Raw genomic sequence first — 17,807 nt, forward strand, 5'->3', positions numbered from 1 at the left:
GCCTCCATCCTGCCGACGGAGCGACCCGCGTTCTTGATCCTGCACGACACAGATTTGATCCTGTACGACAGGCCCGCCGCCTCAGCCGGTCTCGCAGACGAAGCTCCCCGTGTTCGGGTACGTCGTCAGCCGCTCGTTGCCGGGGATCGCCAGCTCCGTGGGGCCGACCGAGCCGCCCGCGAGGGCGAGCTGCTGCAGCGCGGAGACCATCGAGGACCCACCGGTGTTCGACACCCTGCCGGGGCCGTAGCCCGACGAGCAGACCTTGTAGTAGTTGATCCTCGACCTCCAGTCGATCAACCGGTCGCCCTGGACCCGACGGGTCGAGCCCTCGTCGCCCTGGTCCGCCTGGAGCGCGTCCGGGCCGGACCCGCCGTACAGGACGTCGCGGCCGTTGAGGGTGCGCCGCCTCCGGTCCGTGTCCTCGGTCGGGGCCGCGACCTGCCGCAGCCGCGAGTCGCTCGTACGACGCTTGACGTCCAGCAGGTCGCTGCCCGACCCGCCGAAGACCCGGTCGTGCCCGGTCCCGCCCCACAGGGCGTCCGTCCCGTCGCCGCCGAACACGACGTCGTCGCCCACGCCGGCGTTGAGGGTGTCGTTGCCGGCACCGGCGTGGAGCGAGTCGACGCCGTCGGCGCCGAGAAGCAGGTCGTCGCCGCCCAGGGTCGACTGGCTCAGCGTCACCACGCGCACGAGCGTGCCGCGCGGGCGGACCCGCTCGCGGATGAAGCCCGACGAGTCCGAGACCGTGAGGTCGACCGCGCCCAGGCTCTCCGCCGGCGTCGGGACGTCGACGCCCTGGTCGCCGACCAGCGCGTCCTCGCCGACGCCGCCGTCGAGCACGTCGCCCGGGACGGGTGCGCCCCGGTAGGTCTGCAGCGGCCGGATGGTGCGGGTGTTGTCGAACTGGCCGTACAGGTCGTCGTCCCCGCTCCCGCCGAGCAGCGCGTCGCTGCCGGCCCAGACGCCCGGGGTGGGGTCGGCCATCGCGACCCGGCGCACCACGTGGACCCCGGACGCGCCGCCCGCGAGGGTCCGGTTCGGACCGTCCCGCGTCACCCGGCCGTTGTCCCCGAGCAGGACGTCCCGCTCGGCCCCGCCGTCCAGGGTGTCGTTGCCGTCGACCAGGGCGGCGGCCGAGGAGTCGGTCGCCCCCGACGGAGCCGTGAGCAGCCGGTCGACCAGCGAGGAGCCGGAGACCGCGATGACCGCGCCCGTGGTGGTCGAGCCACCGCCGAGGAGGTCGTCCTCGCCGCCGCCGCCGCTCAGGCCGTCGGCCCCGGCGCCGCCCTCGACGTAGTCGTCCTCGTCCCCGCCGGACGCCGTGTCGTCACCGGCCTGGCCGAACACCAGGTCCCGGCCGTCGTCACCGGCGAGGTCGTCGTCGCCACCCACGTCCGTGGGCACGCCCTGCGTGGCCGTGGCCAGGTCGAACAGCAGCACCGTGCGCAGCGCGGTGCCGTCGGCCCGCGTCCCGCCGGTCGCCTCGATCCGGGCGTTGTCACCGGCCACGACGTCGTCACCGGTGCCCCCGACCGCGTCGTCGGCGTCGTCCAGCACGCCGGTGGCCGACCGGTCGGGCGTGATCTCGCCGTCGGACGACGAGCTGCCGCCGACCAGGACGTCGTCCTCGGTGCCGCCGTCCAGGCCGTCGGCGCCGGGGCCGCCCTCGAGGGCGTCGACGCCCTCCTCGCCGGTCAGGTCGTCGTCCCCGGCCTGGCCGAACGCCAGGTCGGTCCCGGCGCCGCCGGAGAGCCGGTCGCCGCCGTACGTCGGCGCGGACGGGGCCGCCCCCGCCGCCGGGGCGTCGTGCAGCACCACGTACGGCGAGCCGCCGTGGACCGGCGTGCCGTTGTCGCCGAGCAGCAGGTCGTCGCCCGCGTCTCCGGACAGGTCGTCCCGGGCGTCCGCGTCGTACGACCCCGCGATCCAGGAGCCGCCGACGACCTCGTCGTCACCCTCGCCGCCACGGACCGTGTCGCCGCCGGCGCCGCCCTCGACGCCGTCGTCGCCGTCCCCGGCCTCGACGGTGTCGTCACCGCTCTGGGCCAGGACGAGGTCGTCCTCGCCGCCGGCGCGCATCACGTCGTCACCGCTGGTGGACCCCGACGGGGCCGAGGAGGTGGGCTCGTCGAAGAGCACGACCTCCACCTCGGGGCGCAGCCGGTCCCAGCGCTCGCGCCCGTCGCCGGTCGCCTCGAGGCGGGCGTTGTCGCCGACCAGCACGTCGGCGCCGTCCTCGCCGTCGACGCCCTCGTCGCCGACGACCGTGTCGTCGCCGTCGGGGGTGCCCGCGGCGGTCCGCGTCGTGGTGACCGCGCCGGTCGTGGAGGACCCACCGGTGAGGAGGTCCTCGCCGTCGTCACCCTGGACCCGGTCCGAGCCCGGACCGCCCTCGACCACGTCCGTGCCGGGGCCGCCGTACGCCGCGTCGTCGCCGGCCTGGGTGAGGACCCAGTCGTCGCCGTAGCCGCCGTACGCCGCGTCGTCGTCCGAGCCGGGGGTCCCCAGCAGCACCAGGCCGCGGTCGGGGATCGCCGAGCCGTCGGTCTCGGTGTCGGAGAAACGGGCGTTGCCGCCCACCACCACGTCGTCCTCGCCGTCGCCGAGCACCTCGTCGTCGCCGTCGGCCTCGTCCGCCGTGTCGCCACCGCCCGCGAGCAGGTCGCGTCCGGACCCGCCGCGCAGGACGTCGTCGTCGGCGTCGCCGTACAGCTCGTCGTCGCCGCCGTCGCCCGCGACCAGGTCGTCGCCCTCGTCGCCCGTGACCAGGTCCAGGCCCTCGCCGCCGCGCACGAGGTCGTTGCCGGCCCCGCCGCGCACCACGCGGTCGTCGCCCGCGCCGGCGTCGACGTAGTCCGCGCCGAGCCCGCCGTACAGGCCCGGGTCGGCCTCCTCGCCCCCGAGGAGGCAGTCGCCGTTGCCGCCGGCGCCGGTCATGCCGGCCAGGGGGATGCTGCCGGTGTCGCCGACGACCTCCCGGGTGCGGTCCTCGATCGCGCCGCTGCCGTCCAGGTCGGCCCGGCCCTCGAGGAACACGACGCCGTCGATCACCCCGGAGTACGCGCCCCCGGCGGGGTCCTGCAGCAGGCCGCCGGTGACCAGCAGGCCCTCGAGCTGGCCGTCGTCGGTGCCGGAGAGGTCGCCGTCCAGGTCGATCCCGCCGCTGATGACGCCGGTCGTCGGGGCGCACCTGACGTCGCGCCCGCTGCGGTCCGCGTCGTCCGCGACCTCGGGCACACCGTCGCCGTCACCGGTGAGGGTGTCGAGACCGGCCTCGCCGAGGAGCAGGTCCGCCCCGCCGCCGCCGGTGATGCCGTCGTCGCCGTCGCCACCGCGCACCAGGTCGTCGTCGGCGTCGCCGAGCAGCGTGTCGTCCGCCCCCGCGCCGTACAGGCGGTCCCGGCCGGGTCCGCCGCGGACCTCGTCCTCGCCCTGCTCCTCGGCGAGGACCTCGGGCCCGTCGCCGTGCAGCACGTCGTCGCCGCCGCGGCCGCAGACGAGGTCGTCCGCCGCGCCGCCCGAGAGGGTGTCGTCGCTCGCGCCGCCGAGCACGTAGTCGCGGGCACCGCCCCCGGTCACGTCGTCCCGGTCGTCCCCGGCCTCCGCGGTGCCTTCCGTGGCGCACTGGGTGCGCACGGAGCTCTCCTGCGGCAGCACGGTCGTGTCGAGGTCGTTCACCGCGACGCGTCGGGCGATGCCCTCGTCGTCGGCGTCGACGACCACGTCCATGGTGCTCTCATACGTCACCGGGAGCGTGTAGCCGCCACCGACGACGACGTCGGAGCCGTCACCGCCCGTGACGGTGTCCGAGCCGGCGTCGCCGACGACGGTGTCGCCGGTGTCGAGGAGTGGGGCGATGTCGGCGACCCTCACGGAGCCGAACAGGCCGTCGGGCGACGAGCCGACCCCGCCGTCGAGGACGTCGTCGCCCTCGCCGCCGCGGACCTCGTCGGCCCCGGCGCCGCCGTTGACCCGGTCGTCCTCGGTGCCGCCGCTGAGCGAGTCGCGGCCCTGGCCGCCGTCGAGGCGGTCGGTGCCGCTGTCGCCGGTGACCGTGTCGCGCCCGGCACCGGTGGCGATCGCGTCGTTGCCGGCGCCGCCGGTGACCGAGTCGTCGCCGTCCCCGGTCTCGATCGAGTCCGCGGCGTCGCCGCCGGTGATCACGGCCGGGGAGGTGAACCGGGGCGCGACGTAGTCCTCGGCGCTGGTGTCGGGCAGGCTCGGCTCGTTAGTCCGCGGGTCGGTGGACAGCGGGGCCACGGGGTACATCCGGACCGTGTCGGCCCCGTCGTCACCCTCGGCCTTGACGATGGTGTCGCTCGCCACCGCGAAGTTCTGCACCAGGTTGAAGGCGCTCACCTGCAGCACGACGCCACCCGTCGCCGGGTCGGCGCTGCCGAGCTGCCGCACGATGTACTTCTCCGCGCGGGTCTCCCGGTAGCCCCCGCGGGCGCCCTGACCGAAGGCACCCATGGTCAGGTGCAGCACCGCCGGCGCGTCGTCCGGGTTCCCCGGGGTGGGGGCACCCTCCACCTTCGCGAGCACCGGGTCCTCGGTCGTGCAGTTCGACTCGAAGAGCGTGAGGCGTGGGCTCCGGACGATGTCGAAGGACTTCGAGAAGGTGTAGAAGACCAGGTCGAGCGAGAAGTAGAACTGCAGGAAGAACGCGATCCCGCTGGACACGTCGAAGGCGCACTGCGGCCCGTTGGCGGTGCCGGCGAACTCGTCGGAGTAGATCTTGCCGTCGCCGTTCGGGTCGTAGGCGTTGAGCGCGAGGTCGAGCGTCACGCCGCCCCGGATGCCGGCCTCGGCGAACCCGATGCTGACGGCGGCCCCGGCGGAGATGGTGAAGGACAGGGAGATCTCCGGGACGTCGACGCCGTTCTCGAGGTCGTCGATGTAGAACCCGTCGCTGAACAGCGACACGTCGTCGCCCGTGAGGGCGTCGAAACCGGAGATGTCGCCGGGGTTGTCGAGGCCCTCGACCGCGCGGGACAGCCCGCGGGTGTCGAACCCGAAGCCGAACCGGCCGTCGAGACCCGCCGTGCCGCTGATCTGGGCGCTCACCGGGACGGGCCCGACGGCGAAGGGACCGAAGTTCTTGACGACGGTCTTCGACACCCCGACGTGGCCGAGGTCGACGTACAGCATCGTGGCGTCGCCCGAGTCGAGCAGCACGTCGAAGACCTGGCTGGTGTCCTGGAGCAGCGGCAGCGAGACGCTCGGCAGGCTCAGGTACGGCGACCTGGTCGAGGTCTTCTCGATCGTCGTGCCCTTGGCGTCCTTCGGCGGGATCTTGTCCGTCGCGGCCTGCTTGAACTTGGTGATCGCGCCGGGCTTGCACTTGCCCGAGGAGCCGTCGCCGTCGGTGTCGCGGTCCGACTTCACGCCGTCCTTGACCACCGTCTCGGTGCACTTCGTGCCCACCCCGAGCTTGCTCGGGGGCACGACGAAGCCGCCGAGCGCGCCGGCACCGATGGGCCGCAGGTCGGCCGCGCCGACCGTCGGCTGGCCGGCGACCAGGTTCTGCAGCTGGAGCAGGTTGAGGACGAGGTTGATGGGGGTCTTCTGCTGCTGCAGGAGCGTCAGCAGCGTGACGGGTCCCTTGCCGACGACCTCGGACAGCTCGGTGACGACCGGGATCGGGCGCGTCAGGGTGTCCACCACCGGGTTGAGCGGCGCCAGCCACTTCTTGGCCTTGTCGAAGCCGGGCAGGATCGCGTTGTTGAGGGTGGTGACGTCGATCCGGAGCTGCCCGAACTGCAGCGGCTGGGTGTAGGCGCCCCCGGTCCAGGCCAGGTCGATGGTGCCGAGGACGTCGAAGAAGTCGACCTGGGAGGCGAAGGACTCGAAGTAGACCGAGACGTTGCCGGTGCCGGTCGCCTCGGTGTCGAGCGCGACGTCCCCGTCGTGGATGGCGGGCAGGTAGACCGGGCCGGAGGCCTGACCCGAGCCCGGCGCGACCGTCACCGTGGCGTCGAGCGCGGTGTCGGGGCCACCGGGCCGGTCCAGCAGGACCGCGGGCAGCTTGCCGACGAAGGCGTCGATGCACCTCGCGCCCGCCGCCTGGCTGGCGGGGAAGGCGGCGGTCTTGGACGGGTCGCCGTCCGGCAGGCTCGCCTGCCAGCTGTCGGTGCCGCTGAGGCGCTTCCAGGCGTGGCAGGGGTTGGTCGCGGCGTCGTACCCGGCCAGGGCGGCGTCGACGTCGACCGTGAGCAGCTCCTTCGCGGGGTCGCCACCGGCGAGGTCCACGAACGACCCCTTGCCGCGGGCCACGCCGACCGTGAGGTCCAGGGTCCAGGTGGTCGTCGCCGGGACGGTCATGTCGGTCTCGACCGACGCGCCGGCCGGGCCGACGTGGAACGGGACCCGCTGCGCGGCCGGCTTGCTGCCGGTCAGGGTGAGCGGGACGGAGATGGTCTGGACGCTCGCGACCGTCTTGGCAGCGCACGAGGGCGTGGTGGTCCCGCAGGCCAGCGTCACGTCCACGCCGGTGGCGGTCACGTCGGTGGCCCGCGTCGCGTCGAGGGCGCCCTGGAGCGCCGTCTCGAGCGAGGCGGCGGTGTCGGTCTCCTTGACCGACGCCGTGGCGGAGGCCAGGCGACGACGTGCGTCGTTGACGTACGCCGTGACGTCGGCCGGCACGTCGGCGCCGGCGTCGAGGTCGGTGCCGACCAGCGGCAGGCTGAGCGGCGCGCCGCCCCCGACGTCGGTCTGGTCGCCGTCGAGCTCGGCGGCGAGGGTGTCGCTGAGGGCGCCCAGGCCGTCGGTGAGGAACCGGTAGGCGATCGGCTGCGCCGAGACCGCCCCGCCCGAGCCCCCGGAGGTCTCGTCGGCGCCGAGGGCGACCTGGACGCCGTCCAGCGCCGTCCCGGCGGAGTCCTCGAGCGGCAGCTCGAGGCAGGCGGCCACCGGGGCACCGTCGGTCCGGGCGGGACCGCAGGTCTGCGCGTCGCCCGCGACCTGGCGCGTCGTGCCGACGCTGGCGGGGAACGCCGCCAGGTCGACCCAGTCGCCCTCGCCACCGTCGGTGTCGGTCAGCGACTCGACGCCGAGACCGACCTCGACGTCGCCGGCCGCGCCGGTCGACACGAGGGCCGACCCGACGTCCGCACGGCGCTCGGCCAGCCGCCGCCGGAGGCTGTCGGCCGTGGCGTCGAAGCCGGCGATGCGCTCGGTGACACCGGTGTCGCCGCGGACCTGCGAGGAGGCGTCGGCGAGGTCGACGCCGACCACGAACCGGGCGGCCGACTCGGTCGCGACGGGGAGGGTCTGCACCTGGGGCACGCCGGCGCCGTCGACGGCGGCCACCACGCGGACCTCGCTGTCGCCGGAGGCGACGCGGAGCGGGGCCTCCCGGGTGCCGGAGGCGGCCAGGGAGGCGCCGAGCACGAGCCGGTCGGTCGAGCCGTCCTGCTCGAGCGAGATCTCGAAGCCCTGGTCATCGGTGGTGTAGCCGCCGGCGACCGAGGTGCCGAGCAACGAGTCGAGCGCGACCGAGAAGTCCTGCAGGGTGCCGACCGGGCGGTAGCCGGGGTCCCCGACCTCGGCGGTGGCGGCCTCCTGGAGGCCGACGACGGCGGCGCCGAGCCCGTCGCGGGCAGCGCTGATCTCACCCGGCAGCACGTCGACGAGCGGGAACGTGCGGTCCGCGCCCAGCGCGGGGTCCGGGTTGGTGAAGGTGCTGTAGACGGCGGCGAGGTCCTCGATGAGGACGTCGCGCAGGGCGTCGGGGTCGCCGTTGACCACGTAGCCGTGGCCCTCCGCGACGGCGCCGTCGGCCGCGAGCGGGCCGGTGTCGCAGCGCAGCGTGGTCGCGTCGACGACGACGAAGGTCGTGCAGACCGTGCTGGTCGACCCGTCGACGCCGAGGTCGTAGAGCTGGCGGGTGACGGAGCGGTCCGTCTCGGGCGCGGCGAGGTCGACGCCGAACTGGGCAACGAAGTCGGCGGTCGGGTCCGTGATGACGCCGTCGCCGGTGCCCGGGCCCATGGTCGACTGGCGCGAGGGCACCAGGTCGAGCAGGCGCAGGTCGTCGTACCGACCGGCGGTCTCGACGCGAGGCAGCGCGCCGGGTCGCAGGTCCGACCAGTCGGCGGCGACGGTGCCCTGCGCGTCGAGGGGGCGGGTCAGCGCGCCGTCGGACAGCTCCTGCTCGGACGCCTGCACCAGGAGGTCGGCGGAGGCGCTCAGCCCGCGCTCGACCGTCGTGGTGGCGGCCTGGTCGGCCTCCGCGGTCAGCAGGCTGTCGAGCGTGACGGCGCCGGTGACCTGCTTCGTGCTGGGGACGGTCACCGGGTCGGTGGTGTCGACGCTCACGGCGGCCGCGGGCCCCTGGGTGTCGACGGCGTAGTCGGTCACGTCGACGTCGACCTGGAGGAAGCCGATCCGGGCGACCATGGCGGCGTCCTGGGCGAGGTCGGCGCTGACCGAGCCGACGCGGTAGAGCTCGCCGTCCGTGCCGGGCTTGAGGTAGAAGACGGGCTGCGGGGGCAGCGGCTCGCCGGGCTCGGGGTCCTCGGTGGGCCCGGTCATGCCGATCCCGAAGTCCGCGTGGAACTCCCGGTCGGCGGAGGAGACCTCCGCCTGGCCCGGTCCCGGGTCGCCCGAGCCGGTCTGGCCGGTCTGCGGGCACGTGCGGGGGGCGACGTCGGCCTGCGCCTGGCACAGGCCGGACAGGCCGGTCAGGGGCGCGAGGCCGCCGTTGCCGCCGGTCGGGACCGTGACGGCCTCGGAGTCGTCGCTCTGCTGGCGCACGCGCACCTCGAAGGTGCCCTCCTCGCGGTCGTAGTCCAGGCCGCCGTCCAGGCCGAGGTCCGCCACGGACTCGCCCAGGTCCTGGATCGAGGCGACGGTGGTGCGGGCGAACTGGCGGGTGCCGTCGGTGGTGGTGAAGCCGACGCGCAGCTGCGGGAACCCGTCGCCGCCGGAGACGGCGACGTTGGCCGTCGGCTCCCGGCCCACGGTGCCGGACTGGTCGGTCGCGTCGCCCGCGGGCTCGACCGTCACGCCCTCGTCCAGGCCCTCCCACACGATGCCCTCGCCGTCGGCGAGGTCCTCGCTCTTGACCTCGACGCCCGAGGTCGTGGCCTGGCAGTACTGGACCTGGCCGGGTCGCGGTGCGCCCGTGGGCGGGGAGGTGTCCGCGGCGCCGCAGACGATGGCGGCGGTGGCCTGCTCGGTCAGCAGGTCGAGCAGGCGCGTCCCGGGCGAGTACAGGTCGGAGACCGACAGGTCGAGCAGCGGGAACTCCTGGTCCGCGGTCGACTCGGCGGCCTTCACCGCGCCGGCGTACTGGGTCAGGCCGGTGAGGGCCTGGAGGCGCGTCAGGGAGGTCAGGTCCTCGAGCGCGGCGGAGCGGGTCGGCTCCGCCGGGACCTCGGCGTACGGGCCGGGGGCGTCGGCGGCGCGCCGGCCGACGACGACCGAGCCGGTCGCGTCGTCGTCGAGGTCGGAGTCGAGGTCGATCCGCATCGCGACGTCGTCGGCACCGGGCGGGGTGGTGGTGGTGAACAGCTCGGCGGGGTCGCTGAACTCGAGGTCCTCGGTGGTGATCAGGCCGCGGCCGTTGGGGTCGCGCAGCCGCAGGTCGGTCGTGGTGTCGACGCGCGCGGTGCCCGAGGCGTCGACCTCGATGAAGGTGTCGACCGCGGTGAACGGGGCGATGTCGACGGTCTCGGCCTCGCCGCCCCCGCCGGTCGAGCGCGTCCAGAGCCGGGTCGTGAGGTCGGAGGAGCCGACGACGGAGAACCGGCGGCGGCCGACCTCGTCGGGGTCGTAGCGGAAGCGGAGCGTGCCGGTGAGGCGACCGGCGAGCTCGCCGTCGATCTCGGCGGCGCCGAGCTCGAGACCGTCCTTCTCGTAGGTCAGCGCGGCGGGCACCGCGGCGCCCAGGTCGATCGCGAGCGTCCAGTCCCGGCTGTCGGCCGGCGCGTCGTCGGGCGAGGCCACCTCCTCGACCGTCAGGGGGCCGTCGCCGTCGAAGGCGTCGTCGAGGGAGTCGAGGGTGGTGCCGGAGTCGCTCGAGAGCACCGTGGCGACCTCGGACCCGATGGCCGAGTCGAGCCGCAGCACGTCCCGGACCGAGAGCTCGGTCAGCGGCAGGTCCGCGGAGAGCGCCGGCTGCTCCGCGGACCTCGCCAAGGCGTCGCCGAGGCGGATCAGGCCGAGCCGGACGTCGGAGACGCCCGCCGGCAGCGCGGCCGCCGCCACGCCCGGCGAGGCGGCCGCGGCGGGGCCTCCGGGACACATCGAGACGACGAGCGCGCCGGTGACGACGGCGACGGTCGCGGCGGTCGTGCGACGGGCCGCCGCACGACGGGCCGGGGTGAGGGTGAGCGAGCGCACGAGGAGCCCTTCCGAGGAGGAGTGGGGAAGGAGTGGGACGGGGGTGGGCCGGCCGGGAGCCGGTCTCAGCGGACCCGGACGGTGTTCGACGTCGCCGTCGCGGTGGAACGGGTCGCGCCGACCCGGACCACGTACGCCGTCCGCTTCGAGCCGTTGCGGTCGCCGACGGCGGCGAAGGAGGCCACACCGTCGCCGTCGAGCCGGCGGGAGCGGACCGCGCGGCGGGTGTCGCCGTCGACGCGGAACAGGACCGCGCGGGCGCCGGCCGCCGCGCGCCCGACCGCCACCGACAGCCGGTCGGCGGCGCGGCCGCCGCCGGCGACGCCGGTGAGGCGGGCCCGCACGGGGGCGCCGAACCGGACCGTGCAGGTCAGGGACCGGCGGTCCGTGCCGTCGCTGACCTCGGCGGTGACGCGGGCGGTCCCGACGCGGGATCCCAGGAACGTGTACGTCGCGGTGCCCCGTGCGTTGGTGGTCCGGGTGACCCGCGCCTCGCCGACACCGGACCGGGCGGGACCGAACCGGAAGAAGCGCACCTCGTAGCCCTGGACGGGGTTGCCCTCCTGGTCGAGGACCCGGACGGTCGTGCTGACGGTCGAGCCCACCGCGGCCGAGGACGACGGGGTGGAGCGGAGGGTGAACGTCGAGGCCTCGAAGTCGAGCTCGTAGTACGACGCCGTGGTCGTGTCGACCGCGTCCGCGGTCCCGCCCACCGTGCCGCCGGCGGTGTCGGTGTAGGTGGTCGTCGGCGCGTCGGCCCACGTCCCGGTGAGGTCGAGGCTGCCGGCCTCGAAGCCCGCGACCCAGATGTCGCCGTCGCGGTCGAGGTCGGAGACGGCGAAGTCGTCGCTGTAGTCGTAGCCGTCGAAGCCGATGTCGTCGATGTAGGTGAGGTCCACGCCCTGGCCGTCGACCGGGTTGCCGAACTGGTCGAGGGTGAGGACGTCGTAGTAGGTGCGGTTGCCGGCGAGCGAGGGCGCCACCGGGCCGTCCTGCTCGGCGCGCGGGGTGAGGCTCAGGCGGGTCCGCCCGTTCAGGGGGTCCGCGGTGCTCCACCGGGTCTCGCTCACCTGGGAGGTCTCCCCCGCGGTGGCGGTGAGGGTCGCGTCCACGAGGCCGTCGTCGTCGAAGCCCTCGTCGCGACCGATGCCGATGAGGACGGGGGCCTCGCCGGACGCGTCGGTCAGGACGGTCGCCTCCGTCCCGAGGTCGACGAGGTCGCCCGCGGGGGTCCCCTCGACCGAGGGGCGCGCCTCGCCGCTGGTGAGGAACCCGTGGTCGAGCGACAGGGTCACCCGCTGGCCCTCGACGGGGTCCGGGTCGCTGTCCGCGTCGGCGCCGAAGGTGTCGTCGGGGGCGGTCACGGTCACGGTGCCGCCGAGCGCCCGGCCCGGGGTGCCGTCGCCGAGGTCGGTGAGGCTCAGCTCGGTCCCGGCCGGCAGCGCGTCACGCACCAGGTCGACGTCGAGGCCGGTGGGGTCGGTCGCGGGGGTGCTCGCGGTGAGGCGGCCGCCGAGCTCGGTGCCCTGGGGGTCCTCGGCGGGGTCGCGGACGACGGCGGCGAAGGCGCCGCCACGGGTGGTGGTCACCTGGCGGGAGGCGACCGGGGCGGTGGCGGGGGCGACCGGGGCGAGCCCGGCGTCGGGCTGGGCGTCGCTGCCGGCGGTGCCGGCGGCCCAGGCGAGGTCGACGACGCGTCCGCCGAGGGCGGTGCCGTCCTCGAGGAGGAGCGTGCCGGTGACCCGGCGGTCGGCACCGGCCGGCGTACGGAGGGGGTCGGCGTCGGTGAACGACAGCGCGGCCTGGCCGGCCTTCACGGTGAGCACCGGGGTGGCCGGCACGCCGCCGTTCCCGCTGGGCCGGGCGAGGAGGCGGGCGGTCAGGACGTAGGTGCCGGGTCCGGCGGTGGTCGGGAGCGGCACGGCGAAGGCCCCGTCCTCGCCGACGACCTCGTCGGTGACCACGTCGGTCCCGGTCGCGGGGACCCGCACCGGGGCGCCCGCGCCGAAGGGGGTGACCCGCCAGGAGTAGCGGAGGTCCTGGGTGTCGCTCACGCCGGCGGAGCCGGCGTCGGTCACCCGGACGACGACGTCGCCGGGGGCGAACTCGTCGAGGTCGAAGGCGGCACCGTCGGCCGAGGTCGCGTCCAGCGAGGGTGCCGCGGCGGGGGCGCTCGCGGCGCTGGTGGCGGGTAGGCCCGGCAGGGTGACCAGCGAGGCGGCGGTGACCGCCGAGACGGCGATTCCGCGCATGACGAAGCCCATGGATGTCCCTCCCGAGACCGACAGGCGGGGTCCGTCCCTCGCCGTCACCGGCGTTGTGTCTGGAACCTCGACCGGTGCCGAGAGGACGTCGCCGCGGGAAACCTAGCGTCAGCATTCCGTGTCACCCGGATCTTGCGGTGATCTTGTTGAGGACTTAACCGTATGCATGATGCAAGGGTTTCTGATCCGTCTCCGCCGCACCCGCTTCTTGATCCAGGACGACACCTGGTTGATCCTGTGCGACGTGCCCGTGATCCGCTCCGCCGGCCTCCGCGGCTTCCGTGAGGTCGTCGGCGAGCTCGGCGGCGACGCCGACGACCTGGCCCGGCGCGCCCGCCTCGACCCGGCCGCCCTCGACACCGACGAGGACCTCGTCGACGACGTCGCGGTCGCGACCGTGCTGGAGCTGGCCGCGGCCGACCTGGCGCGCCCGGACCTCGGCCTCATGGTCGCCGAGCGGCAGGACCTGTCGGTGCTCGGCGCCCTCGCCCTCGCCGTCGAGAGCTCCGAGACCGTCGCGGACGCGGTGGCCTGCACGTCGCGCTACCTCTTCGTCCATGCCCCGGCCATGCGGATCTCCGTCGTCCCCGACCCGGAGGGGGTGGCCGGCGTGGACGGGCTCCGCTACGACCTCACCGAGCCCGGGATCGTGCCGCTGCCCCAGGGCGCCACGCTCAGCCTCGGCACGCTGCACCGGATCATCCGCTCCCTGGCGGGCGGCTCCTACGGGCTGCGCAGCGTCGACCTGCCGCACCCGCCGGTGGCGCCGCGGTCGACGTACGAGGACTTCTTCGGCGCCCGGGTCCGCTTCGACCGGCCCGTCGGGCTGCTCCGCCTGCCCAGCAGCCTCGGCTCCCTGCGGCTCGCCGGCCGCGACGAGACCGTACGGCGGGTGGCGCTGGACTACCTGGCCCGCCAGGTCCCCGCGCGGAGCGACCTCGTCACCCCGCGCGTCCGCGGTGCGGTGCAGCAGCTGCTCGCCACCACCGTCCCGGAGGTCGGCACGGTCGCGCGGCTGCTCGACGTCCACCCCCGGACGCTGCAGCGGCGCCTGGCCGACGAGGACACGAGCTTCACCGCGGTCCTGGACGACGTACGGCGGCACGAGGCACACCGCTACCTCACCACCACCGACCTCCCGCTGGCGCAGGTCGCGCGCCTCGTCGGGGTCGCCGAGCAGGCGGTGCTGACCCGCCTCGCGCGGCGGTGGTGGGGCAGCACCCCGGGAGCCCTGCGCCGGGAGGCGCACCCACGCTGACGTGCTCGGGCGCGGACTGCGTTTCCCGGACGACCCGGGGACCACGGTGGATATCCCCGACGAGGCGACGCGCCTAGCCTCGGAGGGTCCGGCCGGGTCCTCCCCCCCCACCCGGCCGGACATCATCCGCGGATCCGCGATCTGCTGGTCGGACCCCCTGCGGCGGTGGGACCATGCACACGTCTCCGGCGCCAGGCCCGGGCCGCCCCGTGGAAGGTCCGCGTCATGAGCACCCCTCTGCTGCGCCACGGTCGGTTGCACACCGCGGACCCCGAGGAGGCGCGTCGCCGCGTCGGCGAGGTCTACTGCGCGCACACGCTCGGGATCCCGCCCGGCTCGGGACGTCTGGACGTCGTCCACAACACGGGGCGGATCGGCGACATCGGCGTCCACTACCTGCGCTACGGCGAGGAGGTCCGGATCACCCCCGACCTCCTCATCGACTTCTACCTGGTCCAGGTACCGCTGCGGGGCCGCGCCCGGGTCGTGGTGGACGAGGAGGTCGTGGCGTCCGACCGCAGTCGGGGCGCGCTGCTCTCCCCCACCCGGTCGGTCGACATGGTCTGGTCCGCCGACTGCGAGCAGCTGCTGGTCCACCTCCCCCGCGGGCTCGTCGAGTCGGCCGCGCACCCGCCGTCCGACGACGGCACGCTCGCCCCTGTCTGGTTCTCGCCCGCATGGAGCTGGACTCACCGGCGATGCGCGGCTGGCTGCGTCTCGTGCACCTGGTGGTGGACGAGCTGGAGCTCGGCGACGGCCTGCTCACCTCGCCGCTCGCGGCCGAGAGCCTCCAGCAGTCCCTCGTCCTCGGACTGCTGGCCGCCCAGCCCAACGACAGCGCGCTGGAACCCGTCGGGTCCGGGCAGCTCGTGCCGTCGTTGGCGGTCCGGGCCACCCGTGAGCTGATCGAGGCGCACCCCGAGCACCCGTGGACCCTCGGCGAGCTCGCCGGACACGCCGGGTGCAGCCCCCGCACCCTGCAGGTGGCCTTCCGCCGGGAGCGCGGCACCAGCCCGATGGGCGAGCTGCGGCGGGTGCGGATGGCCCGCGCCCACGCCGATCTCCTCGCCGGCGACCCGCTCACCACCCGGGTCTCCGACGTGGCCGCCCGGTGGGGGTTCTTCCACCTCGGGCGCTTCGCCGCCGCCCACCGGGCGGCGTACGGCATGACCCCCTCCCAGGCCGTCGCCCGTTGACTTCCGCTTCCCTGACCTCGTCCTCTACTCTCGTCGGAGAGAACGAAACCGTTTCGTTCCATCGAGTGACAGGGGTCACAGGTGAGCCCGAGCGACGCCGCGACCGAGACCCGCACCCGTCCACGGGTCGTCGGCGAGCGTGAGCGGGAGATCCTCGAGGCCGCCCTCGACGTCCTGGCCGACGTGGGCTACGACCGGCTCACGATGGACGCCGTCGCCACCGCGGCGCGTGCGTCGAAGGCGACCCTCTACCGGCGGTGGGCCGCCAAGCCCGAGCTCGTCATCGAGGCCCTGCTCTCCACCAAGCCGATGCCCGAGCCCGTCGACTCCGGCACCCTGCGCGGCGACCTGCTCGCGATGTTCTGCGCCACCGGCGGGTTGACCGACGCCCGCCAGACCGCGGTCATGAGCAGCGTCATCACCGCGATCGGTCGTGACCCCGAGTTCGCGGCCGCGTTCCGGCGCGACTTCATCGGTCCGCGGGCCGAGCAGGTCGTCCTCGTCTTCCGCCGCGCCCAGCACCGCGGCGAGGTCCACCCGGACGTCGACGTCGACCTGATCGCCACCGCGCTGCCCGGGATCGTCCTGCACCGCCGCTTCTTCCTCGGCGAGGTCCCCGATGAGGCGCTCGTCGTCCAGGTCGTCGACCACCTCGTGCTGCCCGCCGCGACCCACGGCCCCCTGCTCCCGCACTCCCCTGCCGACACCACCACAGACATGAAGGACGCCCCATGACCGACATCGCCTCGTCGCAGCCCTCCGCGGCCGACGACGTCCCAGCCAGCCCCGCCGGGACGGTCGACACCGACGGGAAGGACCTGCACCTGGGCTGGGCCCTGGTGCTGATCTCGCTCGCCCAGCTGATGGTCGTGCTCGACGGCACCATCACGAACATCGCCCTGCCGTTCATCGGCTCCGACCTCGGCATCGACCAGGCGAACCTGTCCTGGATCGTCACCGGCTACGCGCTCGCCTTCGGTGGGCTGCTGCTCCTCGGCGGTCGCCTCGGCGACCTGTACGGGCGCCGCCGCATCTTCGCGACCGGCCTCGTCGTGTTCGCGATCGCCTCGCTGCTCGGCGGGTTCGCCCAGAACGAGGCCATGCTGCTCGGCTCCCGGGCGCTGCAGGGCCTCGGCGCCGCGATGGCCGCCCCGGCCGCGCTCGCCCTGATCACGACGACCTTCCCGGCCGGCCCGGCCCGCAACCGGGCCTTCGCCGTGTACGCCGCCATGTCCGGCGCCGGCGCCGCCGTCGGCCTCATCCTCGGCGGCTACCTCACCGGGCTCGACAGCATCGTCGGCGTGGACCTCTCGGGCTGGCGCCTCACCTTCCTCATCAACACCCCGATCGGCCTGGCCGCGGCGTTCCTCGCGCCCCGCTTCCTGCGCGAGTCCGAGGCCCGCCCCGGTCAGATGGACGTCCCCGGCGCCGTCACCGGCACCCTCGGCCTGGTCGGCCTCGTCTACGGCCTGACCCGCGCAGGTGACGAGCGGTACGGCTGGGGCGACACCTGGACCCTGGTCAGCCTCGCGGCCGGCATCGCACTGCTCGCGCTGTTCGTCGTGATCGAGTCGCGCACCGAGCACGCCCTGCTGCCGATCCGGATCTTCCGCAACCGCACCCGGGCCGCCAGCTTCGCGGCGATGCTCGTCGCCCCCGCGGCGATGTTCGCGATGTTCTACTTCCTCAGCCTGTTCATCCAGCAGGTCGTGGGCTACTCCTCGCTGCGCACCGGGTTCGCGTTCCTGCCCTTCTCGGTCGGCATCGTGATCGGCGCCGGGCTGTCCTCGAACCTCGTCAACCGCATCGACCCCCGCTACATCGCCGGGGTCGGCACCCTGCTGGCGTCGTTCGCGCTGTTCATGTTCTCCCGCCTCGACGTCGCCGACTCCCCCCGCGAGGTGCTGAGCGCGCTCGCCGCCGGGGACGCCGCCGGCGCGGGCATCAACTACTGGGCGCACCTGCTGCCCTGGATCGTGCTGATGGCCGTCGGGATGGGCATGACCTTCGTTCCGCTCACCCTCACCGCCGTGCACCACGTGCGGGCCGAGGACTCCGGCATCGGCTCCGGCGTCCTCAACACGATGCAGCAGATCGGCGGGGCCCTGGGCCTGGCCGCCCTCAGCACCGTGGCGCTCGCCTACACCAACGGCCGCGAGGACACCGTCCGCGGACCGCTCGAGGCCGGCCTCGGCCAGGGCGGGATCGACCCGTCGGCCGTCGTGCCCGGCACGAACCTCACCTTCCTGGACGCGGCGACCTTCCAGGCGTCGTTCACCGAGGGCGCGACCCACGCGTTCCTCATCGGCGCCGGGATGATGCTGATCGCCTCGGCGGTCGTGTGGATCTTCCTCACCGTCAAGCACGACGAGCTCGCCACCGACGGCCCGCCGGTGCACGCCGGATGATCCGCCACACGGTCGCCTTCCGGCTCGTGCACCCGTTCGGCTCGCCGGAGGAGACGGAGTTCCTCGACGCCGGACGCCGCACCCTCGCGGCGATCCCCGGGGTCGAGGACTTCGTCGTGTCGCGACAGGTGAGCGCCAAGAGCGACCACACGTTCCAGTTCGCGATGTCCTTCGCCGACACCGCGGCGTACGACGCCTACGACGGTCACCCCGACCACCAGGGCTTCGTGCGGACGCGCTGGCTGACCGAGGTCGCGGCGTTCGACGAGCTCGACCTGGTGGCGCTGGACTGAGCGCGTGGCTCGGTCACCGGTCGCCGGAGCGACGCAGG

The 17,807-nt window shown here is 74.6% G+C and carries 7 protein-coding genes and 1 pseudogene; 6 read left to right on the plus strand and 2 right to left on the minus strand.

Going from position 1 to position 17,807, the window contains the following annotated elements:
* Positions 1-81: 81 nt before the first annotated feature.
* The gene (locus Q0858_RS16330; protein ID WP_299056624.1) at positions 82-10,350 is read right to left on the minus strand and encodes a calcium-binding protein; all 10,269 of its coding nucleotides are present in this window, start codon (positions 10,348-10,350) and stop codon (positions 82-84) included.
* Between the two features lie 65 nt (positions 10,351-10,415).
* Positions 10,416-12,602, minus strand: coding sequence for a hypothetical protein (locus Q0858_RS16335; protein ID WP_299056625.1), 2,187 nt, complete (start codon positions 12,600-12,602; stop codon positions 10,416-10,418).
* Positions 12,603-12,858: 256 nt separating this feature from the next.
* Between Q0858_RS16335 and Q0858_RS16340 the strand changes: the two genes are divergently transcribed.
* The 6 genes and pseudogenes from Q0858_RS16340 (at position 12,859) to Q0858_RS16360 (ending at position 17,769) form a co-directional block, all read left to right on the plus strand.
* A complete protein-coding gene (locus Q0858_RS16340; protein WP_299056627.1) occupies positions 12,859-13,872 on the plus strand; it encodes an AraC family transcriptional regulator in 1,014 nt (337 codons plus the stop codon).
* Positions 13,873-14,097: 225 nt separating this feature from the next.
* Positions 14,098-14,493: pseudogene (locus tag Q0858_RS21545) on the plus strand (AraC family transcriptional regulator); the annotation flags it as partial.
* A 56-nt stretch (positions 14,494-14,549) separates the two neighbouring features.
* Entirely contained in the window at positions 14,550-15,068 is a 519-nt protein-coding gene (locus Q0858_RS16345) for a helix-turn-helix transcriptional regulator (protein WP_299056628.1), read from the plus strand.
* A gap of 81 nt (positions 15,069-15,149) precedes the next feature.
* A complete protein-coding gene (locus tag Q0858_RS16350; RefSeq protein WP_299056629.1) occupies positions 15,150-15,803 on the plus strand; it encodes a TetR/AcrR family transcriptional regulator in 654 nt (217 codons plus the stop codon).
* Positions 15,800-17,476 (plus strand): MFS transporter, encoded by a 1,677-nt coding sequence (locus tag Q0858_RS16355; protein WP_299056631.1) that lies wholly within the window; start codon positions 15,800-15,802, stop codon positions 17,474-17,476. Before Q0858_RS16350 ends, Q0858_RS16355 begins: the two co-directional genes overlap by 4 nt.
* On the plus strand, positions 17,473-17,769 hold the full coding sequence (locus tag Q0858_RS16360) for a Dabb family protein (RefSeq protein ID WP_299056633.1): 297 nt from the start codon (positions 17,473-17,475) through the stop codon (positions 17,767-17,769). The genes Q0858_RS16355 and Q0858_RS16360 overlap by 4 nt, the downstream gene beginning before the upstream one ends.
* Positions 17,770-17,807: the final 38 nt, after the last annotated feature.

The sequence above is a fragment of the uncultured Nocardioides sp. genome (genome assembly GCF_947489365.1).
Classification (GTDB): Bacteria; Actinomycetota; Actinomycetes; order Propionibacteriales; family Nocardioidaceae; genus Nocardioides.